The organism is Arthrobacter sp. Cza30, assembly GCF_059090765.1.
Genome location: NZ_JBNHGA010000011.1, coordinates 1 through 20,009, shown reverse-complemented (window position 1 = coordinate 20,009; position 20,009 = coordinate 1). Strand labels below are relative to the sequence as shown.

19 protein-coding genes are annotated in these 20,009 nt (G+C 69.4%); 17 read left to right on the top strand and 2 right to left on the bottom strand.

Annotated elements, in window-relative coordinates; genetic code table 11:
• Positions 1-82: 82 nt before the first annotated feature.
• Positions 83-1,432: a histidine--tRNA ligase gene (gene hisS / locus AC5RVZ_RS29005; RefSeq protein WP_494069090.1), complete on the top strand. Its 1,350-nt coding sequence runs from the start codon at positions 83-85 to the stop codon at positions 1,430-1,432.
• A 28-nt stretch (positions 1,433-1,460) separates the two neighbouring features.
• Here the strand turns inward: hisS and AC5RVZ_RS29000 are convergent, their stop codons facing one another.
• Positions 1,461-2,711: an APC family permease gene (locus AC5RVZ_RS29000; protein ID WP_494069089.1), complete on the bottom strand. Its 1,251-nt coding sequence runs from the start codon at positions 2,709-2,711 to the stop codon at positions 1,461-1,463.
• A 212-nt stretch (positions 2,712-2,923) separates the two neighbouring features.
• On the opposite strand from AC5RVZ_RS29000, the gene aspS reads away from it, so the two are divergent.
• From aspS to AC5RVZ_RS28985, 3 genes are all read left to right on the top strand, one after another.
• Positions 2,924-4,720, top strand: a complete 1,797-nt coding sequence (gene aspS / locus AC5RVZ_RS28995) for an aspartate--tRNA ligase (protein WP_494069088.1) — start codon at positions 2,924-2,926, stop codon at positions 4,718-4,720.
• Between the two features lie 82 nt (positions 4,721-4,802).
• Positions 4,803-5,420 carry a GNAT family N-acetyltransferase gene (locus AC5RVZ_RS28990; protein WP_494069087.1) on the top strand — a complete coding sequence of 206 codons (618 nt, stop codon included), beginning with the start codon at positions 4,803-4,805 and terminating at the stop codon, positions 5,418-5,420.
• 44 nt (positions 5,421-5,464) lie between these two features.
• A complete protein-coding gene (locus tag AC5RVZ_RS28985; protein WP_494069086.1) occupies positions 5,465-6,883 on the top strand; it encodes a replication-associated recombination protein A in 1,419 nt (472 codons plus the stop codon).
• Positions 6,884-6,910: 27 nt separating this feature from the next.
• Here AC5RVZ_RS28985 and dtd read toward each other — a convergent pair whose 3' ends face one another.
• A complete protein-coding gene (gene dtd, locus AC5RVZ_RS28980; protein WP_494069085.1) occupies positions 6,911-7,363 on the bottom strand; it encodes a D-aminoacyl-tRNA deacylase in 453 nt (150 codons plus the stop codon).
• Between the two features lie 232 nt (positions 7,364-7,595).
• On the opposite strand from dtd, the gene AC5RVZ_RS28975 reads away from it, so the two are divergent.
• From AC5RVZ_RS28975 to nusB, 13 genes are all read left to right on the top strand, one after another.
• Positions 7,596-7,988 carry a hypothetical protein gene (locus AC5RVZ_RS28975; RefSeq protein WP_494069084.1) on the top strand — a complete coding sequence of 131 codons (393 nt, stop codon included), beginning with the start codon at positions 7,596-7,598 and terminating at the stop codon, positions 7,986-7,988.
• Positions 7,989-8,214: 226 nt separating this feature from the next.
• A complete protein-coding gene (gene rpsD, locus AC5RVZ_RS28970; RefSeq protein WP_493967703.1) occupies positions 8,215-8,841 on the top strand; it encodes a 30S ribosomal protein S4 in 627 nt (208 codons plus the stop codon).
• A 254-nt stretch (positions 8,842-9,095) separates the two neighbouring features.
• Positions 9,096-9,479 (top strand): DUF948 domain-containing protein, encoded by a 384-nt coding sequence (locus AC5RVZ_RS28965; protein WP_494069083.1) that lies wholly within the window; start codon positions 9,096-9,098, stop codon positions 9,477-9,479.
• Between the two features lie 18 nt (positions 9,480-9,497).
• Positions 9,498-9,731 carry a DUF6167 family protein gene (locus AC5RVZ_RS28960; protein WP_493977520.1) on the top strand — a complete coding sequence of 78 codons (234 nt, stop codon included), beginning with the start codon at positions 9,498-9,500 and terminating at the stop codon, positions 9,729-9,731.
• Positions 9,732-9,807: 76 nt separating this feature from the next.
• The gene (alaS, locus tag AC5RVZ_RS28955) at positions 9,808-12,486 is read left to right on the top strand and encodes an alanine--tRNA ligase (RefSeq protein WP_494069082.1); all 2,679 of its coding nucleotides are present in this window, start codon (positions 9,808-9,810) and stop codon (positions 12,484-12,486) included.
• Positions 12,487-12,494: 8 nt separating this feature from the next.
• The gene (gene ruvX / locus AC5RVZ_RS28950) at positions 12,495-13,067 is read left to right on the top strand and encodes a Holliday junction resolvase RuvX (protein WP_494069081.1); all 573 of its coding nucleotides are present in this window, start codon (positions 12,495-12,497) and stop codon (positions 13,065-13,067) included.
• Positions 13,064-14,623, top strand: coding sequence for an endolytic transglycosylase MltG (mltG, locus tag AC5RVZ_RS28945; RefSeq protein WP_494069080.1), 1,560 nt, complete (start codon positions 13,064-13,066; stop codon positions 14,621-14,623). Before ruvX ends, mltG begins: the two co-directional genes overlap by 4 nt.
• On the top strand, positions 14,620-15,534 hold the full coding sequence (locus AC5RVZ_RS28940; RefSeq protein WP_494069189.1) for a shikimate dehydrogenase: 915 nt from the start codon (positions 14,620-14,622) through the stop codon (positions 15,532-15,534). The genes mltG and AC5RVZ_RS28940 overlap by 4 nt, the downstream gene beginning before the upstream one ends.
• Before the next feature lie 32 nt (positions 15,535-15,566).
• Positions 15,567-16,766 carry a chorismate synthase gene (aroC, locus tag AC5RVZ_RS28935; protein ID WP_493977524.1) on the top strand — a complete coding sequence of 400 codons (1,200 nt, stop codon included), beginning with the start codon at positions 15,567-15,569 and terminating at the stop codon, positions 16,764-16,766.
• The gene (locus tag AC5RVZ_RS28930) at positions 16,766-17,308 is read left to right on the top strand and encodes a shikimate kinase (RefSeq protein ID WP_494069079.1); all 543 of its coding nucleotides are present in this window, start codon (positions 16,766-16,768) and stop codon (positions 17,306-17,308) included. Before aroC ends, AC5RVZ_RS28930 begins: the two co-directional genes overlap by 1 nt.
• On the top strand, positions 17,305-18,402 hold the full coding sequence (aroB, locus tag AC5RVZ_RS28925) for a 3-dehydroquinate synthase (RefSeq protein ID WP_494069078.1): 1,098 nt from the start codon (positions 17,305-17,307) through the stop codon (positions 18,400-18,402). Before AC5RVZ_RS28930 ends, aroB begins: the two co-directional genes overlap by 4 nt.
• Before the next feature lie 521 nt (positions 18,403-18,923).
• Positions 18,924-19,487 carry an elongation factor P gene (efp, locus tag AC5RVZ_RS28920; protein ID WP_493977527.1) on the top strand — a complete coding sequence of 188 codons (564 nt, stop codon included), beginning with the start codon at positions 18,924-18,926 and terminating at the stop codon, positions 19,485-19,487.
• On the top strand, positions 19,487-19,906 hold the full coding sequence (nusB, locus tag AC5RVZ_RS28915; RefSeq protein WP_494069077.1) for a transcription antitermination factor NusB: 420 nt from the start codon (positions 19,487-19,489) through the stop codon (positions 19,904-19,906). The genes efp and nusB overlap by 1 nt, the downstream gene beginning before the upstream one ends.
• The last annotated feature ends 103 nt before the right edge of the window (positions 19,907-20,009 follow it).

Here is a 20,009-nt window from a genome sequence, read left to right as displayed (position 1 = left end):
CGATCCAGTGCCGCCGCACTGCCCGCGGGCTTCAATGCACCCGCCTCATCCTTACCCCTCATCTACTAGGAGATACGCCCGTATGGCACGCAAGGCCTCCCTGTCAGGCTTCCCGGAATGGCTTCCGCAGGAGAGGCTTGTGGAGCTGCATGTTCTGGATTCCCTGCGCCGGACGTTTGAGCTGCACGGTTTCTCCTCCATCGAGACCCGCGCCGTCGAAACAGTGGCCCAGCTGCTGCGCAAGGGCGAGATCGACAAAGAGGTTTACGGCCTGCACCGCCTGCAGGCCGACGAATCCGACGGCAAGTCCGAAGACAAGCTGGCCCTGCACTTCGACCTTACGGTCCCGTTCGCCCGCTACGTCGTGGAGAACGCCGGCCACCTGGCCTTCCCGTTCCGCCGCTACCAGATCCAGAAGGTCTGGCGGGGCGAGCGTCCGCAGGAGGGCCGGGCCCGCGAGTTCACCCAGGCGGACATCGACGTGGTGGGCGACGGCGAGCTGCCCTTCCGCTACGACGTGGAGCTGGCGCTGGTCATTGTCGAGGCCCTCAGCGCGCTGCCCATTCCGGAGTTCAAGCTGCGCGTCAACAACCGCAAGCTGGCCGAAGGCTTCTACCGCGGGATCGGACTGACCGACACCGCCGGGGTGCTGCGCAGCATCGACAAGCTGGAAAAGATCGGTCCCGAGAAGGTGGCCGCGCTGCTGCAGGAAGAACTGGGCGCCACCGACGAACAGGCGCAGGCCGCGCTGAAGCTGGCATCGATCCGCACCGAGGACACCTCCTTCGTGGACCAGGTGCGGGCGCTCGGAGTCCGGCACGAGCTGCTGGACACCGGCCTGGCCGAGCTGGAGGAAGTCATTGGCGAGGCGCACCGGCGCGCCCCGGGCAAGGTGCTGGCCGACCTGAGCATCGCCCGCGGCCTGGACTACTACACCGGCACCGTCTACGAAACCGTCCTCGTGGGCCACGAGCAGCTGGGCTCCATCTGCTCCGGAGGCCGTTACGACGCGCTGGCGGCCAAGGGCAACCGGACCTTTCCCGGCGTAGGCCTCTCCATCGGCGTAACCCGGCTGGTCATGCGGATCCTGGGACAGGAGTTCGCCGTGGCCTCCCGGCAGGTGCCGACGACGGTGCTGGTGGCCCTGGCCAACGAGGACAGCTGGTCGCAGGCCCAGGACGTGGCGGGGGAGCTGCGGTCACGCGGCATCAGCGTGGAAGTGGCCGCGAAGGCAGACAAGTTCGGCAAGCAGATCAAGTACGCTGACCGCCGCGGCATCCCCTACGTCTGGTTCACCTCGGTGGCCGACGACGGCAGCCTCAGCCACGAGGTCAAGGACATCCGCTCCGGCGACCAGGCCGCGGCGGACCCGGCGGTCTGGACCCCTCCGGCGGAGGATCTGGCCCCGCAGATCACCGCGGCCGCCCACTAAGGGCAGCCGCGGTTGACGGCGGCCCGGCTCAGGCGCCGGGACGGCGGCGGACCGGTGCCAGCGCCGCACGGCCGACCACGCCCGCGCCGAGCACGGCCAGCATCATCACCACGGACGTGACCGGCAGGGTGAAGGCCAGCAGCAGGCAGCCGAGGAGCCCCGCGACGTTCAGCAGTTTCGGCGCGTGCCAGGGCCGCTCGTCGAGGGTGAGGGCGGCCGCATTCGTGACGCTGTAGTAAATCAGCACGCCGAAGCTGGAAAGCCCCACCACGGCGAGCACATCCTGGGTGAGCAGCAGGAAAATGACGACGGCGGCCACCACCAGGTCCGCCGCCCACGGAACCTTGAAGCGGGTGCCCACCGTGGCGAAGACGCGCGGCAGGTCGCCCTCCCGGGCCATGGCGAAGGTGGTCCGGCCGACACCGGCAATCAGCGCCAGCAGGGCGCCCAGGCTGGCGAGGGCGACGGCGATGGCCATCGCCGTGGTGCCCACGCCGCCGCCGACCTCCTCCATGACGGCGCGCAGCGGGGCATCGCTCTCCGCCAGCAGCTCGGGTCCCAGATAACGCAGCAGTCCGAGTCCGATCAGCACGTAGAGCACGAACGTAATCAGCAGCGCCGAGAAGATCGCCACGGGAATCAGCTTCTTCGGTTCGCGGATCTCTTCGCCCATGGTGGCGATCCTGGCGTAGCCGGCAAACGCGAAGAAGAACAGCCCCGCGGCCTGCAGCACGCCGTACGGGGACGCGGCGATCTGCCCGCCCGGGGCCCCGACCGGATCGGCGTCGAAGGCCACAACGACCGCGAAAACCAGCACGGCGGCCACGAACGCCACGATCCACCGGGTCACCCACGCGGTCCGGGTGATGCCCAGCAGGTTGATCGAGGTCAGCACGACGACGGCGGCCACGGCGGCGGCCGTGGCATACTCCGGGAAAACGTAGAGGCCGAAGGTCAGGGCCATGGCCGCGCAGGAGGCAATCTTGCCGGTCACGAAGCTCCAGCCGGCCAGGAAGCCGGGCCATTCGCCCAGCCGCTTCCGTCCGTATATGTAGGTGCCGCCGCTGGTGGGGTAGAGGGCGGCCAGCTGCGCGGTGGCCGCCGCGTTGCAATAGGCCACGAACGCCGCGATGCCCAGTGCCAGCGGCAGCCACGAACCGGCCGCGGCGGCCGCGGGACCAAACACCACGAAGACGCCGGCACCGATCATGGATCCGACGCCCACGGTGGTCGCGTCGACTCCGCCGAGGCGGCGTTCCAGCGACGATTCACTACTCACAGTTGCTCCAGCTCCTTGCCCGCTGCGCCCGGGCGCCGGCCGGCCGACCCGTGCCAATTCCTCTCACGCGGCGGCAGCCGAGGTCCGGGGCGCAGCTTGATCAACGGTAAACTCGTCTACATCTCCACTCACCATAGCCGTACCCCGCCGCCGCACCAGGTAAACAGCGGGCGGCGGACAGATGAGCAAATCGTTCTACCGGAAGGACTGTTGTGCTGCGCACACACGACCTCGGCACCCTCAGGGCCGAGCACATCGGACAAACCGTTACCCTCGCCGGCTGGGTGGCCCGCCGCCGCGACCACGGTGGTGTGGCGTTCCTGGACCTGCGCGACGCCTCCGGTGTGGCGCAGGTAGTAGTCCGCGAGGAGGACGTGTTCCATTCGCTGCGCAATGAATACGTGCTGCAGATCAAGGGCACCGTGGAGAAGCGCCCGGAGGGCAATGAGAACCCCGCCCTCGCCACCGGTGAGGTGGAGGTCATGGCGGAGGACGTCGTCGTCCTCAACACCGCCGACCCGCTGCCCTTCCAGGTGGACGAACACGTGGAGGTGGGCGAGGAAGCCCGCCTCAAGCACCGCTACCTGGACCTGCGCCGGCCGGGCCCCTCGAAGGCGCTGCGGCTGCGCTCGGAAGCCAACCGCGTGGCGCGCGAGCTCCTGCACGGCGACGGATTCGTGGAGATCGAGACCCCGACGCTGACCCGCTCGACGCCCGAAGGCGCCCGCGACTTCCTGGTCCCGGCCCGCCTGGCCCCGGGGGCCTGGTACGCGCTGCCGCAGTCGCCGCAGCTGTTCAAGCAGCTGCTGCAGGTGGGCGGCTTCGAGAAGTACTACCAGATTGCCCGCTGCTACCGCGACGAGGATTTCCGCGCCGACCGCCAGCCGGAGTTCACCCAGCTGGACATCGAGGCCAGCTTCGTGGACCAGGACGACATCATCGCCCTCGGCGAGCGGATCGTCCAGGCCCTGTGGCGGCTGATCGGCGTCGAAATCAGCACCCCGATCCCGCGAATGACCTACGCCGAGGCGATGGACAAGTACGGTTCGGACAAGCCGGACCTCCGGTTCGGGCTGGAGCTGACCGAGCTGACCGAATTCTTCAAGGACACCACGTTCCGTGTCTTCCAGGCGCCCTACGTGGGGGCCGTGGTGATGCCCGGCGGTGCCTCGCAGGCCCGCCGCACCCTGGACGCCTGGCAGGAATGGGCCAAGCAGCGCGGCGCCAAGGGCCTCGCCTACGTGCTGGTCCAGGAGGACGGCGGGCTGACCGGCCCGGTGGCCAAGAACCTCACCGACTTCGAGCGCGAGAACCTCGCGGGCACCGTCGGCGCCAACCCCGGCGACTGCATCTTCTTCGCCGCCGGCGACCGTGCCGCCTCCCGTGCGCTGCTCGGTGCGGCGCGCGTGGAGATCGGCCACCGCACCGGCCTGATCAACGAGGGCGACTGGGCGTTCGTCTGGGTGGTCGACGCGCCCATGTTCGAGCCTGCCGAGGCGGCTGTCGCCTCCGGCGACGTGGCCGTGGGCGGCGGCAAGTGGACGGCCGTGCACCACGCCTTCACCTCGCCGAAGCCGGAGTTCATGGACACGTTCGACACCGACCCGGAGTCGGCACTGTCCTACGCCTACGACATCGTCTGCAACGGCAACGAAATCGGCGGCGGCTCCATCCGTATCCACCAGCGGGACATGCAGGAACGCGTGTTCAAGGTGATGGGGCTGGACAAGGAGTCCGCGCAGACCAAGTTCGGCTTCCTGCTGGAGGGCTTCAAGTACGGCGCCCCGCCGCACGGCGGCATCGCCTTCGGCTGGGACCGCGTGGTCGCCCTGATGGCCGGCGAGGAGTCCATCCGCGAGGTCATCGCCTTCCCGAAGACCGGCGGCGGCTACGACCCGCTGACCGCAGCGCCGGCACCGATCACGCCGCAGCAGCGCAAGGAAGCCGGCGTCGACGCCAAGCCGCAGCCCAAGGACGCGGCCAAGGAAGCCGGGGCCAAGGCGGAGTAGCCGGGCACCGATCCGTCCCTGACGTACGACGGCGGGCGCGCACCCCTTGCGGTGCGTGCCCGCCGTGCTGTCTGCTGGGAGCATGCAGACAGCTACCGGTGCCGGCGTCGCCGTCGTCCCGGCAAACCACGCCTCTTTGGAGGACCTGCAGGCGGTCTTCGGCACCCGCGGCGAAGCGGCGCGCTGCCAATGCCAGTGGTTCCAGACCCCGGCGGCCCAGTGGCGGGAGGAGCTGGTCGAGGAACGAGCCTTCCGGCTCCGGGCCGAAACCCGGTGCGGTGATCCCGAGGCCGGTTCCACCAGCGGCCTGGTGGCATACCTGGACGGCGAACCGGCCGGCTGGTGCGCCGTGGAACCCCGGACGGCCTACCGGCGCCTGCGCACCAGCAGGGTGGTGTGGGCTGGCCGCGACGAAGACCCCGACGACGGGACCGTGTGGGCGGCGGTGTGCTTCACCACCCGGGCCGGCTTCCGGCGCCGCGGCATCAGCCGGGTCATGGCCTCCGCGGCCGCCGCCTGGGCGGACGAGAACGGCGCCCGCGCCATCGAGGGCTACCCGCTTATCCCCAAGCCCGGGCAGCGCATGACGTGGGGCGAACTGTACGTGGGCAGCCACAGCATCTTCAGCGCCGCGGGTTTCCGCGAGGTCACCCGCCCCACGCCCCGCCGCGCCGTGATGCGCCTCGACTTCCGCGAATAGGGCCCCGGTGCCCGGGCGTCAGGCTGCAACGATAGCCTTGACGTGTGAGTGACTTGTTCAGTGCCGCCGCGGGCGACGATGAAGATTACGACGGCGACGGCCGGGGACCGGATTCCGACGCCGACGCCGGATCCGGGCGTCCGCGCAGCCCGCTGGCCGTCCGGATGCGGCCGCGCACGCTGGACGACGTGGTCGGCCAGCAGCACCTGCTCCAGTCGGGCTCGCCGCTGCGGCTGCTGGCCGCCGGCGGTGCGGCCACCGGACCGGCGGGGCCGTCCTCGGTGATCCTGTGGGGCCCGCCGGGCACCGGCAAGACCACCCTGGCGCACGTGATCGCCCGCGGACCGGGCCGCAAGTTCGTGGAGCTCTCCGCCATCACCGCCGGCGTCAAGGACGTGCGCCGGGTGATGGACGAGGCCCTGACCGCACGCGACCTGCACCGGATCACCACCGTGCTGTTCCTGGACGAGATCCACCGCTTCAACAAGGCGCAGCAGGACGCGCTGCTGCCCGGCGTCGAGAACCGCTGGGTGGTGCTGGTCGCCGCGACCACCGAAAACCCGTCGTTCTCCGTGGTCTCGCCGCTGCTGTCCCGCTCGCTGCTGCTGACGCTCCAGCCGCTGACCGCCGACGACATCGGGGCCCTGCTGGTGCGGGCCGTGGCGGACGAGCGCGGGCTGGCCGGGCGCGTGGCCCTGAGCGACGAGGCGCTGGAACACCTCGTGCGGCTGGCCGCCGGCGATGCGCGCCGCGGATTGACCGCGCTGGAGGCCGCCGCGGGAGTGGCCTGGGGCGAGTCCGGCGGGACGGGCGAGGACGGCGCCCCGGTCCTCGTCGAGCTCGCGCACGCCGAGCGGGCCATGGACCGTGCCGCGCTGCGCTACGACCGGGCCGGCGACCAGCACTACGACATCACCAGCGCCTTCATCAAGTCGATGCGCGGTTCCGACGTGGACGCGGCGCTGCACTACATGGCCCGGATGCTGGAGGCGGGGGAGGACCCGCGGTTTGTGGCCCGCCGGATCGTAGTCCATGCGTCCGAAGACGTCGGCATGGCCGACCCCACCGCGCTGCAGACGGCCGTCGCCGCGGCCCAGGCCGTGCAGCTGATCGGCATGCCCGAGGCCCGGCTGGTGCTGGCCCAGGCCGTGGTCCACATCGCCACCGCACCGAAGTCGCCGGCCTGCTACTTGGCGATCAACGCGGCAGTGGCGGACGTGCGCGCCGGACGCGGCCAGGGCGTTCCCGTGCACCTGCGCGACTCCCACTACGCCGGCGCGAAGGGCATGGGCCACGGGAAGGGGTACGTGTACTCGCACGACGCCCCGCACGGGATCGCCACCCAGCAGTACGCCCCCGACGACCTGGTGGGCCGGAACTATTACGAACCGACCACCAACGGCGGCGAACGGGAGATTTCCGCCCGGGTGGACCGGCTGCGGAAGATCATCCGCGGCGAATAACGACGGCGGTGCCCGGCCGTGCACGCCCTAATCGCGGCGCGGCTTGCCGAAGTCCTCGGTGTCCAGGCTGACGGTGAACGGGCCCGAATTCACCAGCTCCAGCTCCATCATCGCGCCGAACACGCCGGTTTCCACCTGCGCGCCGAGCACCCGCAGCGCCGCCACGAAGTCCTCCACCAAGGGTTCGCCGACCGCCGCCGGGGCGGCCGCGGACCAGGACGGCCGCCGGCCGCGGCGGGTATCGGCGTACAGGGTGAACTGGCTGACCACCAGCAGCGGGGCGCCGGCCGTGGCGCAGGATTTCTCGCCGTCGAGGATCCGCAGCTGCCAGGTCTTCTGCGCCAGCGCCACGGCGTCGTCAGGGGTGTCGGTATGGGTGGCGCCGACCAGCACCACCAGTCCGGGACCGGGCAGGGCGCCAACCACGGCGCCGTCGACACTGACGCTGGCGCGGCTGGCGCGCTGCAAAATGGCTCGCATGGACCCAGCCTAGGCAAAAAGCCGCCCCGCCTCACGAACTGCGGCGGCCGGAAGCCGGCGAGGGGAGCGGAACAAACTCAACAAGAGCGCCGCCTACGACGTTACGAAGGTGACGGCCTGACGGGCCCTATGTACATACAAGGGTGAATACACACAGGATGTTGCATGTGGCGAAGCCGCGCCAACCGTACCCTCGAGGCACCTGGGGGACTCGGAAGGGGCAGAGTTCTCCGTGCTTTCCTCAACTGAAGGAGGAGCCATCAGAACGATCCGACTCATCAAACGCCAAGTCTTCGAGATGCCCCAGCCGGCGAAGGCCCTCTTCCTGTGTTCGCTTGGGTTCTTCCTCCTTAGCTTTGTCGTTGCTTTACTCAAGGGTCCGGGGTGGCTGGTGCTGCTCGTTTTCGGGGCCGTCGGACTCTCATTCTTTCTCTTGGGTCTCTGCATCTTCAGGGATGTCAATGGTGTGGCCAGTGCTTGGTCCCGCATGCACAAGGAGAGCAAAGGAATACCGCGGGAGGGCTTCACCTTCGCCGATGTTCCGACGATAAGGTTCATGGGCTTCATCTACATGTGCCTGGGAGTCGTGGCATTTGTGGGCGTAGCGCTCGAGACTTTCAGATAGCCACACCAGCCAGGGCACACGCGTGCGGCAGCAACCCGAGCTGCTGCTAGAATGGTTGGCTGACTGGCAAGCCGTTCTTCACGCGCCGTCAAATCCCCGGATCACATCAGAGGTGGGGCCAGACGCGTGCCGCGAACGGACTGTAGCTGAAGGTAGCGGTTGACCAACGCTCTCCGATACATGGAGGCCAGCAAACCATTGCACCGCACATAACTGGAAGGACATCGTGGCTAACAACACACGAGCCCGCCGCAAGGTCCGCATTTCGCGTGCCCTTGGCATTGCCCTGACGCCCAAGGCTGAGAAGTACATGGAGCGTCGTCCGTACGGCCCCGGCCAGCACGGACGCGCCCGCCGCAAGCAGGACAGTGACTACGCCGTACGTCTGCGCGAGAAGCAGCGTCTGCGTGCCCAGTACGGCATCCGCGAAGCACAGATGACCCGTGTCTTCGAGGAAGCCCGCAACACCGCCGGCCTGACCGGTGAAAACCTGATCGAGCTGCTGGAAATGCGTCTTGACGCACTGGTGCTGCGTGCCGGCTTTGCCCGCACGATTGCCCAGGCCCGCCAGCTGGTGGTGCACCGCCACATCATGGTCGACGGCAAGCGCGTGGACCGCCCGTCCTTCCGCGTTTCCGAAGGCCAGCTGATCCACGTCCACGAGCGCTCCGAGAAGATGCCCCCGTTCCAGGTGGCAGCTGCCGGCGCTCACCGCGACGTGCTCCCCAACGTTCCGGCGTACCTGGACGTCGCTTTGGAGAAGCTGCAGGCCCGCCTGGTCCGCCGCCCCAAGCGCTCCGAGGTCCCCGTGACCTGCGAAGAGCAGCTGGTGGTCGAATACTACGCTCGCTAGGCCCGTTGTCCCGGGGGTGAAACCCCGGGACCGCACCTGCGAGATGCCGTCCCCGTGCGCGGGGCCGGCGCAGAACAGCCCGCGGCATCGCCGCGGGCTGTTCAGTAGGTAAGGTGTTGTCAGTGGCGGAACGGTGCCTGCGTCAAGGTGCGCCCCGCCGTCGTTAGCCCGGACCCAAGCAGCAGATGGCCCGCCCACGCTGCGCGCGGAACCCGGAGTACGCCAAGAACCAACAATGAGGAGCGTTTGAGCCCATGTCAGGTGGAGATATCGCCGGTCTGATTGCCGCGGGCGTGTTCGCGGTGCTGGTGGCCCTGCTGGCCATACCGGTCTGGAAGCTCGGCAAGGTGTTTGACGAACTGCGCCAGGCTATCCGGGAAATCAGCGACGGCACCACCCCGCTGATCGGCGAAGTCACCACCACGGTGAGCACCACCAACGATCAGCTCAGAAAGGTCGACGGGATCTCCAACCATGTCTCGGACGCCTCCGCCAACCTGTCGGCCCTGACCTCGCTGGTCTCCGCGACCCTGGGCTCGCCCCTGATCAAGGTGGCCGCCTTCTCCTACGGCGTGCGCAGCGCCTTCAATTCCGCCGGCAAGGGCGCGCCCGAGGGCAAGCGCCGCCGCGGCCGCTGACCGGAAAGAGGAACCGACATGAAGCGAATGATCTGGATGGCCGCCGGCGTGGCGATCGGCGTGCTCGCGGTACGCAAGGTGTCCCAAACGCGTGAGGCGTTGGGCCCGGCGGGTCTGAACCGCGCCCTGGCGCAGGTGGCCGACTCCGTAGCCAACTTCGCCGACGCGGTCCGCGACGGCATGCAGGAACGTGAAACCGACCTGCGCCTGGCCCTGGGCATCGATTCCGCCGACGACGTCCGCAAGCGATAAGTTTTTTTACGGTCACCGAAGCCGCAGCCCGGCGCCCACAACCGTATTGCACCCCGGAAGGTAAGACACAGGCACCATGAAATCCCATGAGATTGTCCGCCGCTGGCTCGACTTCTTCGAGAAGAAGGGCCATTCCGTGGTCCCCTCCGCGTCCCTGGTGTCGCCGGATCCCTCGCTGCTGTTCACCGTGGCCGGCATGGTGCCGTTCATCCCGTACCTGACCGCCCGCGAGACGCCGCCGTACCCGCGCGCCACCAGCGTGCAGAAATGCATCCGCACCGCGGACATTGAAGAGGTCGGCAAGACCGTCCGGCACGGCACGTTCTTCCAGATGTGCGGCAACTTCTCCTTCGGCGACTACTTCAAGGAACAGGCCATCGCGATGGCCTGGGAACTGCTGACCAGCCCGGTGGAGCAGGGCGGCTACGGCCTGCCGCCGGAGAAGCTCTGGATCACCGTCTACGAAGAGGACGAGGAAGCACTGGCCATCTGGCGCGACCAGGTGGGCGTTCCGGCCGAACGGATCCAAAAGTCCGGCAAGAAGGACAACTACTGGTCCACCGGGCAGCCCGGACCGGCCGGCCCCTGCTCGGAAATCTTCTACGACCGCGGCCCGGAGTACGGGATCGAGGGCGGCCCGATCGCCGACGAGACCCGCTACATCGAAATCTGGAACCTGGTCTTCATGCAGTACCAGCGCGGCGCCGGCATCGGCAAGGAAGACTTCGAGATCCTGGGCGAATTGCCGCAGAAGAACATCGACACCGGCCTGGGCATGGAACGCCTCGCGATGATCCTGCAGGGCGTGGAGAACATGTACGAGACGGACCAGGTCCGCCCCGTGCTGGACAAGGCCGCGGAAATCTCCGGCAAGGAGTACACCAGCGCCGAGTCCGACGACGACCCGCACCACGGCGACGATGTGCGCATGCGCGTGGTCGCCGACCACATCCGCTCGTCCCTGATGCTGATCTCCGACGGCGTGACCCCCTCCAACGAGGGCCGCGGCTACGTGCTGCGCCGGCTGATCCGCCGGGCGGTTCGCGCCATGCGCCTGCTCGGCGTGGAACGCGCCTGCCTGCCGGACCTGCTGCCGGTCTCCCGGGACGCGATGAAGGGCACCTACCCGGAAGTGGCCGAGGACTTCGAGCGCATCAGCCGGATTGCCTACGCGGAGGAGAAGGCGTTCCTGCGCACCATTGCCTCCGGCACCGCCCGGCTCGAGGAGGCCGTGAAGGAATCCAAGGCCGCCGCCAAGCCGATTTCCGGCGAGGACGCCTTCACCCTGCACGACACCTACGGCTTCCCGATCGACCTGACCCTCGAGATGGCCGAGGAAGCCGGCCTGCAGGTGGACGAGGCCGGATTCCGCACGCTGATGGCCGAACAGCGCGAGCGCGCCCAGGCCGACGCTCGCGGCAAAAAGCTGGGCCACGCCGACGTGACAGTCTTCCGCGAGATGCTCGGCGACGGCGAGACCGTCTTCACCGGCTACGACGAACTCACCACCGAATCCACGGTGCGCGGCATCGTCCGCGGCGGCGAGGTGCGCGGCTTCGCCGGCCAGGGCGAGGAAATCGAACTGGTGCTCGACGCCACCCCGTTCTACGCCGAGGCCGGCGGCCAGGCCGCGGACGTCGGGCTGATCACCGGCGACGGGTTCGTGGTCGAGGTGCTCGACGTGCAGAAGCCCGTCAAGGGCCTGAGCGTGCACAAGGCCGTGGTGCGCGAGGGCGAACTGCCCTCCGGCGCCACGGTGCAGGCTGCCGTCGACGCCCAGCGCCGCCAGGCCGGCGAGCAGGCGCACACCGGCACGCACATCATCCATGCCGCCCTGCACCAGATCCTGGGCCCGGAGGCGCTGCAGCGCGGTTCCTTCAACAAAGCCGGCTACCTTCGCTTCGACTTCTCCTGGGGCGAGGGCCTCTCCGACGCCGCCAAGGCGGAGGTCGAAGAGGTCTCGAACCTGGCCATCCGCAACAACTTCGAGGTCCAGACCCGCGTCATGCCGCTGGCCCAGGCCCGCGAGCTGGGCGCCATGGCGCTGTTCGGCGAGGCCTACGGGGACACCGTGCGCGTGGTGGAGATCGACGGCGCGTGGTCCCGCGAACTCTGCGGCGGCACCCATGTGGAGGCCACCTCGCAGATCGGTTCGCTGACCCTGCTGGGCGAGGCATCGGTGGGTTCGGGCAACCGGCGCGTGGAGGCGTTCGTGGGCATGGAGGCCTTCCGCCACATGGCCGCCGAGCGCGCGCTGGTGAACGAACTCTCCGAAATGCTGAAGGTGCCGGGGGCACAGCTGCCCGAGCGGATTTCCGCCACCCTGGCCAAGCTCAAGTCCGTGGAGAAGGAGCTGGACAAGCTCCGCAAGGAACAGCTCGCCGCCTCGGCCGCCTCGCTGGTGGCCCAGGCTCAGGACGTGGCGGGGGTCCGGCTGCTGGCGCACCATGCCGGCGAACTCAGCGGCGCGGACGACCTGCGCAGCCTGGCCCTGGACCTGCGGACGCGGCTGGGCTCCGACCCGGTCACCGTGGCGATGACGGGCGTGGCCAACGGCCGGCCCCTGATCCTGGTGGCCACCAACGAGGCCGCCCGTGCCGCCGGTGTCAAGGCCGGCGCCCTGGTCAAGACCGCCGCCGGAGTACTGGGCGGCGGAGGCGGCGGCAAGGACGACGTCGCGCAGGGCGGCGGGTCCGATGCCACCAAGATCGACGAGGCACTGGCCGCCGTGACGGCCGCGGTCGCCAACCGCTAGGGTATCCGGTGTCTGTTCCCGATTATCCGCGCGGCACCAAGCTTGGTGTCGACGTCGGCGCGGTGCGCGTGGGCGTGGCCAGCTGTGATCCGGACGGGATCCTGGCCACCCCGGTGCGCACCCTGAAGCGCGATGCCAAGAAAGACAGCGACGTCAGGGTCCTGGTGCGTGAGGCCGCCGAGCGGGACGCCGTGCAGGTGTTCGTGGGGCTGCCGCGGACCCTTTCTGGCGGCGACTCTGCCTCCACCGAAATGGCCCGCGATTACGCCCGGAAGCTGGCCGCAGCGCTGGCCGGGGCGGGGTCGGACGCCCGGGTCAACCTGATCGACGAGCGCCTGACGACCGTGGCGGCACATCGCGGACTGCGGGAGGCTGGTATGGATACACGTCAACATCGTAAAGTAGTTGATCAGGTAGCCGCAGTGGGTATACTGCAGCAGGCTATTGACATGCAACGGGCCCAAGGGCAGGACGTGGGGACACCTGTCGCACCGCCCGCCGGCAGCCATGTGCCGGCTGCCAGCCATGAGGAGCCGACGATTTCGCACGGACATGACCGAAGCGGGGACCCCGGGACATGAGCAAGCACCCCGACGACTGGAACAACCTGCCGTCCCGGCGCGCCGCACGCGGCCGCCAGGCCGCCGATCCGCGCTTCGACGACACCGTCCCGCCGTATTGGGACGACGACGCCGTACCCGAATGGGAGGAAGCGCCCGCGGACGAGGCATGGCCTTCTCCGCCCGCCCAGCCTGCCGCGCCCGCGGCTCCCGTCGCCCCCGCTCGGTACGAGCCGGAGGCCGGCGTCGGGGAGGCGCCGGCCGCCGCCGGTTGGACCGAGCCGGAACCGGGCCTCGGGGACGAACCGGCCGCCGCCTGGCAGGAACCGGAACCGGCCACCGTCGTCCACCAGCAGGTTCCCGCCGCGGACGGCGACGCGGAGCAAAACTGGGACGCGGCCGACGACGGCGTCGTGTACGAGGACGACGGACAGGTCTACCACGACGGCCGGCTGGACTTTTTCGAGGAAGAACCGGCGCCGGGCCGCAAGGGCCCGCCCCGCAGCAAGCAGCGCGCCCGCCGCCGGCGCAACACGATCATGCTGGTGGTGTTCGCCGTCTTCGCCGCCGGCCTGGTCGGCGTCGTGCTGTTCCTGCAGAACCTGCTCGGCATGGGCGGCGGCCCGGAAGACTACGCCGGCCCCGGGGAGGGGCAGGTGACCTTCACCGTGGAACAAGGCGCGGGTCCGCTGGCCATCGCCGGTTCACTGGTGGAGCAGGACATCGTCTCCAACAGCGAGATCTTCCTGGGCGAGCTGGCCAGCCAGGCGAACGGCCGCGAGGTCCAGCCCGGCGACTACCAGATGCAGTACAAGCTTCCGGCCGCGGACGCGGCCGCCATCCTGCTCGCGGACGTGGGGGAGAAGGTTTCCTACGTTGCCATCAACCGCACCTGGCGGCAGGACGAGGTGTTCGACGCCCTGAGCAAGGGCACGAAGATTCCGGTCTCCGAGTTCGCGGAGCTGGCCAAGAAACCGCAGCAGTTCGGGTTGCCCGAAGACGCACGGAACCTGGACGGTTACCTGTTCCCCGGGGAGTACCGCTGGCCGCTCGATGCGACCGCGGAGGACATCATCGCCGAACTGGTCGCCAACACCAAGGAGCGGCTGACCGCGGACGGCATCAGCGATCCGCAGGATCAGTTCCGGGTGCTGACCATCGCCAGCATCATCGAAGCCGAGGCCGGCGAGGCCGACTACGCCAAGGTGGCCGGGGCCATCCAGAACCGGCTGAAGCCCGACAACACCGAAACGAACGGCCTGATCCAGTCCGACGCCACGGTCACGTACGGCCTGGGCCGGAAGGGCTACGACATCACGCCCGAGGAAAAGGCCGACAAGTCCAATCCGTACAACACGTACGCGCACACCGGGCTGCCGGCCGGGCCGATCAACTCGCCCGGCGGACCTGCCATCGACGCGGCCGCCAACCCGGCCGACGTCCCCTACTACTACTGGGTGACGGTCAACCTGGACACCGGCGAGACCAAGTTCGCCGAGACACTGGCAGAGCACAACGCGTACACCAAGGAATACCAGCAGTGGTGCAGCGAGCAGGAAGAGGGCCGGTGCAGCTGACCGACCGTCCCGCGGACGGCGTGCCGGCCGGCACGCGGCCCGCTTCCCGGCAGTACCAGGCGGCGGTGCTCGGCCATCCGATCGACCATTCCCGGTCGCCGGCCCTGCACCGCGCCGCCTATGAGCTGATCGGCTTCGACTGCAGCTACCGGGCCATCGATCTCACGGCGGACCGCGTGCCGCAGTTCGTCCGAAACCTGCGCGCCGAGCGGGACTGGGCCGGGCTGTCGGTGACCATGCCGTTAAAGGCCGCCATGGTCGGCCAGATGGACCGGGTCAGCGAACTGGTGGACCTGCTGGGAGTGCTCAACACCGTGGTTCCCGAGTACGACGGCGGGGGAGGCGTGACGCTCTCCGGCCACAACACCGACGTGGCCGGCATCGTCGGCGCGCTGCGGCACGGCGGCGTCGCAGAGGGCGAGCCGGCGGTGATCCTCGGCGGCGGCGGCACCGCCGCCGCGGCCGCCGCCGCGTTGGCGGACCTGAAACCGTCCGAGGTGACCCTGTGCCTGCGGAATCCGGCCAACGCCGGCGGCGTGCAAGGCATCGCCCGCCACCTCGGCCTGCCGCTGCGGGTGGCCGGCTGGGACCAGGCGGCCGCCGCCCTTCGGCAGGCCGGGACGGTGGTCTGCACGCTGCCGCCGCGCGCCGCCGATCCCCTGGCCGCGGAGCTGGCGGCGGAGGCCGGGACGGACCGGAGGGGACGCGTGCTGCTCGACGTCGCCTACGATCCCTGGCCCAGCGACCTGGCAGCCGTCTGGCAGCGCCACGGCGGGTCGGTGGTCCATGGTTTGGAAATGCTCATCTACCAGGCCGTGGAACAGGTGCGCCTGTTCGCCGGCGACCGCTTCACCGACGCCGCCGAAGTCACAAATGTGATGTGTGACGCGGTAGGTGCACCGCGGCGCTAAACAGCCCGCCGAGGCATGGCAGTATTGAATCCATGTTGCGTTGGTTAACCGCCGGTGAATCCCATGGTCCGGCCCTGGTAGGCATTATCGAAGGCGTCCCTGCCGGCGTCGAACTGACCGCGGCCGAGGTCCAGGATGCCCTGGCCCGGCGGCGTCTTGGCTACGGCCGCGGCGCCCGGATGAAGTTCGAAAAGGACCAGGTCACCCTGGTGGGCGGCGTCCGCCACGGCCTGACCCAGGGCGGCCCGGTGGCCATCGAGGTCGCCAACACCGAATGGCCCAAGTGGGAAACCGTCATGTCCGCCGACCCGGTGGATCCGGCGGCCCTGGCGGACCTGGCCCGCAACGCCCCGCTCACCCGGCCCCGGCCGGGCCACGCCGACTTCACCGGCATGCAGAAGTACGGCTTCGACGAAGCCCGCCCCGTGCTGGAACGGGCCAGCGCCCGGGAGACCGCGGCCCGCGTGGCCCTGGGAACCGTGGCCGCGAAATTCCTCGCCGCGCTGGGCATCCGGCTGGTCAGCCACACCACCGCGGTCGGCCGGGTCTCCGTACCCGAAGGCTGCCCGCTTCCCGGGCCGGGCGATGTCCTGGCACTGGACGAAGATCCGCTGCGCTGCTTCGACGCCGAGACGTCCGAGGCCATGGTGCTGGAGGTGGACCAGGCGCACAAGGACGGCGAAACCCTCGGCGGCGTGGTCGAGGTTCTGGCCTACGGCCTGCCGCCCGGACTGGGCAGCTACGTGCACTGGGACCGCCGGCTGGACGCCCGCCTGGCCGCCGCCTTGATGGGAATCCAGGCGATCAAGGGCGTGGAGGTCGGCGACGGCTTCCTCACCGCCGCCCGCCGCGGATCGGAAGCCCACGACGAGATCGTCCGCGACGACGACGGCACGATCGTGCGGGCCAGCAACCGGGCCGGCGGCATCGAGGGCGGCATGAGCATCGGGGAGACCCTGCGCGTCCGGGCGGCCATGAAACCGATCGCCACGGTGCCCCGCGCGCTGTCCACCATCGACGTCACCACCGGAGAGCCGGCCAAGGCCCACCACCAGCGGTCCGACGTCTGCGCGGTGCCGGCGTCCGGCGTCGTCGCCGAGGCCATGGTGGCCCTGGTACTGGCGGAGGCCGTGACCGAGAAGTTCGGCGGCGACTCCGTGAGTGAGACGGCACGCAACCTCCGGTCCTACCTGGCGGCGATCCCGGAGTCGCTGGATTCGATCGGCCGCTAATGGCAGCCGGGCAGCCGCTCCAGCTGCGGCGCCACCTGGTCCTGATCGGCCCGATGGCGTCCGGCAAATCGACGTTGGGCAGCCAGTTCGCCAGCCGGCACGGCCTCGCCTTCGCCGACAGCGACAAGCGGCTCGTCGAACGGCACGGTCCCATTTCCGCCATTTTCACCTCGATGGGCGAACACGCCTTCCGCGAGCTCGAGGCCCGCGAAGTGGCGGCACTGCTCGCCGCGGGCCGGCCGCCCGCCGTGGTGTCGCTGGGCGGCGGCGCCATCCTGGACACCGGCACGCAGCAGCTGCTGGGCAACTGCACCGTGGTTTTCCTGGACATCGACGTGGATACCGTGCGCCCGCGCATCATCAAGGACACCGGCCGGCCGCTGCTGGCCGGCGACCCCGTGGGCCGCTGGGTCGAGACCTTTGGACAACGCCGGCCGGTCTACGAGCGGCTGGCGGACCTGGTGCTGGACACCCGCGGCAAATCACAGCAGCAACTGCTGGCCGAACTGAGACAACTGCTTGATGAAAGGCACGAACCGTGAGCAACACCGCCGAGGCAACCACCATCCCGGTCACCGGCAACACGCCCCAGGAGGCGTACGACGTCGTCGTCGGCCACGCGCTGCTGGGCCGCCTGCCGCAGGTGCTGGGGGAGCGGGTCCGCAAGGTCCTCGTGATCCACCCGCGCGCGCTGCGAGCCACCGGCGACGCGGTGCGCGAGGACCTGGCCGCCAACGGGCTGGAGGCGCTGACCGCCGAAATTCCCGACGCCGAGGAGGGCAAGCACATCCAGGTGGCCTCGTTCTGCTGGCAGGTGCTCGGACAGAACGACTTCACCCGCTCGGATGCCATCGTGGCCGTGGGCGGCGGCGCGGTTACCGACGTGGCCGGCTTCGTGGCCGCCACCTGGCTGCGCGGCGTCAAGGTGGTGCACATCCCCACCAGCCTGCTGGGCATGGTGGACGCCGCGGTGGGAGGCAAGACCGGCATCAACACCGCCGAGGGCAAGAACCTGGTGGGCGCGTTCCATCCGCCGGCCGCGGTGTTGGCCGACCTGGACGCGCTGCAGACACTGCCGCCCAACGAACTGGTCACCGGTCTGGCCGAAGCCGTCAAGTGCGGCTTCATCGCCGACCCGGCCATCCTGGAGGTGATCGAGGCCGACCCCAAGGCCGCCAGCACCGCCGGCACGCCGCAGCTGCGGGAGATCATCGAGCGGTCCATCCGGGTCAAGGCCGAAATAGTCTCCTCCGACCTGCGCGAGTCGGGACGCCGGGAGTTCCTGAATTACGGGCACACCCTCGGCCACGCGATCGAGCTTGCAGAGCGCTACCAGATGCGCCACGGCGCGGCCGTTTCGATCGGCCTGGCCTTTGCCGCCGAGCTGTCCCGGATGGTGGGCCGGCTGGACGACGCCACCGCCGACCGGCACCAGGCGATCCTGACGTCGCTCGGACTGCCCGTGACCTACCGCCGCGACCGCTGGGCCGCGCTGCTGGATGGGATGAAGCGGGACAAGAAGGCCCGCGGCGACCTGCTGCGGTTCGTGGTGCTGGACGGCCTGGCCAAGCCCGGGATCCTGGAAGTTCCGGACACCTCGCTGCTGTTCGCCGCCTACCAGGAGATCGCCGAGTAGCGCCGGACGCCGCGTGGTGCCGGAGGCTTTCGACGCCGTGCTGTCCACCTTTTGGCAGGGCGGCCGGCGTTTCCGCAGGTCAGGAGCTTGGGCGCCTCCAAGAGTTGGACAATTCCCGCGGAACGTGGACACGTTGGGCCGTACGGCCGGAGAGCAGCGCCCCACCGGAGATCCAGCGCCCCAATCGGTGCAGGGGTCCCGCGCGCGTAGGGTCCCGCGCGCCTTGCGTTCGCTCCCACGTTTGGCCGGCGGGCCCGGACATCGCCGAACGTCAGGGCCCTTTACGCTGCCAAGACGTGGGACGTTAGGGCTAAACGTGGGACGCGACCGCCCACCCTGTCCGCGGCAGCGGCTGGCGTTGCCGGCCGCCACAGCCGCTCCGCGCCAAGGGGCGGCCAGCCCATCCGCAGGGCCGCGCTTCGGTCAGGCAACCCGCCAGCAGGTAGAATGTCTGCTGGACTTCGCTCCGGGCCGGGCGGACTTTCCGCCCGCGGCCCGCCATCATCGACGAAAGTGAAACTGTGGCCACGACCAACGACATCAAGAACGGCACCGTGCTGAAGCTGGACGGCCAGCTGTGGAACGTCATTGAGTTCCAGCACGTGAAGCCGGGCAAGGGCGGCGCGTTCGTGCGCACCAAGATCAAGAATGTCGTCAGCGGCAAGATCCAGGACAAGACGTTCAACGCCGGCCTGAAGATCGAGACCGCCACGGTTGACCGCCGCGATTACACCTACCTGTACAAGGACGGCGACGACTTCGTCTTCATGGACGTCCAGGACTACGACCAGGTCACCGTTCCCGGCCCGGTGGTCGGCGACGACGAGAACTTCCTGCTGGAAAACATCAAGGTCAACATCGCCATGCACGACGGCATCCCGCTCTACATCGAGCTGCCCGCCTCCGTGGTCATGGAGATCACCTACACCGAGCCCGGCCTGCAGGGCGACCGTTCCACCGGCGGCACCAAGCCCGCCACGGTGGAGACCGGCTACCAGATCCAGGTTCCGCTGTTCCTGGAGACCGGCACCAAGGTCAAGGTCGACACCCGCACCGGCGACTACCTGGGACGAGTCAACGACTAGTGAGTGCTCCCACTTCTGCCCGCGGCAAAGCCCGCCGCAGGGCCGTCGACGTCCTTTTTGAAGCCGAACAGCGCGGCGTGTCCGCCGCCGAGGCGCTGGCCGGTCGCGGCAACACCGACCAGGTGATCAACCCCTACACCGCGCAGATCGTGGAGGGCGTCGCCGCGCTCCAGCCGACGATCGACGAGTTCCTGTCCACCTACGCCCAGGGCTGGACGCTGGAACGGATGCCCGCGGTGGACCGCATCATCCTGCGGGTCGGCTCCTGGGAACTGCTCTACAACGACGACGTCCCCGACGGCGTAGCGGTCAGCGAGGCCGTGGAGCTGGCCAAGACTCTGTCGACGGACGAGTCGCCGTCCTTCGTCAACGGTCTGCTGGGCCGGTTGCAGCAGCTCAAGCCCACGCTCCTGGCCTGACACTGGCCCGCAGCCACCATCCCCACCGGCGACGGGGGGGGGGCCCCAGTTGGGGGCACCCCCCCCCGCCCCGGCCGGGCCCCGAGGGGGGGGTTCCACCACC

Excerpts from the sequence above, each read along its gene's own strand:
- hisS (WP_494069090.1), top strand. The coding sequence starts at position 83 with ATGGCACGCAAGGCCTCCCTGTCAGGCTTCCCGGAATGGCTTCCGCAG.
- AC5RVZ_RS28990 (WP_494069087.1), top strand. The coding sequence starts at position 4,803 with ATGCAGACAGCTACCGGTGCCGGCGTCGCCGTCGTCCCGGCAAACCAC.
- dtd (WP_494069085.1), bottom strand. The coding sequence starts at position 7,363 with ATGCGAGCCATTTTGCAGCGCGCCAGCCGCGCCAGCGTCAGTGTCGAC.
- AC5RVZ_RS28965 (WP_494069083.1), top strand. The coding sequence starts at position 9,096 with ATGTCAGGTGGAGATATCGCCGGTCTGATTGCCGCGGGCGTGTTCGCG.
- AC5RVZ_RS28960 (WP_493977520.1), top strand. The coding sequence starts at position 9,498 with ATGAAGCGAATGATCTGGATGGCCGCCGGCGTGGCGATCGGCGTGCTC.
- alaS (WP_494069082.1), top strand. The coding sequence starts at position 9,808 with ATGAAATCCCATGAGATTGTCCGCCGCTGGCTCGACTTCTTCGAGAAG.
- mltG (WP_494069080.1), top strand. The coding sequence starts at position 13,064 with ATGAGCAAGCACCCCGACGACTGGAACAACCTGCCGTCCCGGCGCGCC.
- aroC (WP_493977524.1), top strand. The coding sequence starts at position 15,567 with ATGTTGCGTTGGTTAACCGCCGGTGAATCCCATGGTCCGGCCCTGGTA.
- AC5RVZ_RS28930 (WP_494069079.1), top strand. The coding sequence starts at position 16,766 with ATGGCAGCCGGGCAGCCGCTCCAGCTGCGGCGCCACCTGGTCCTGATC.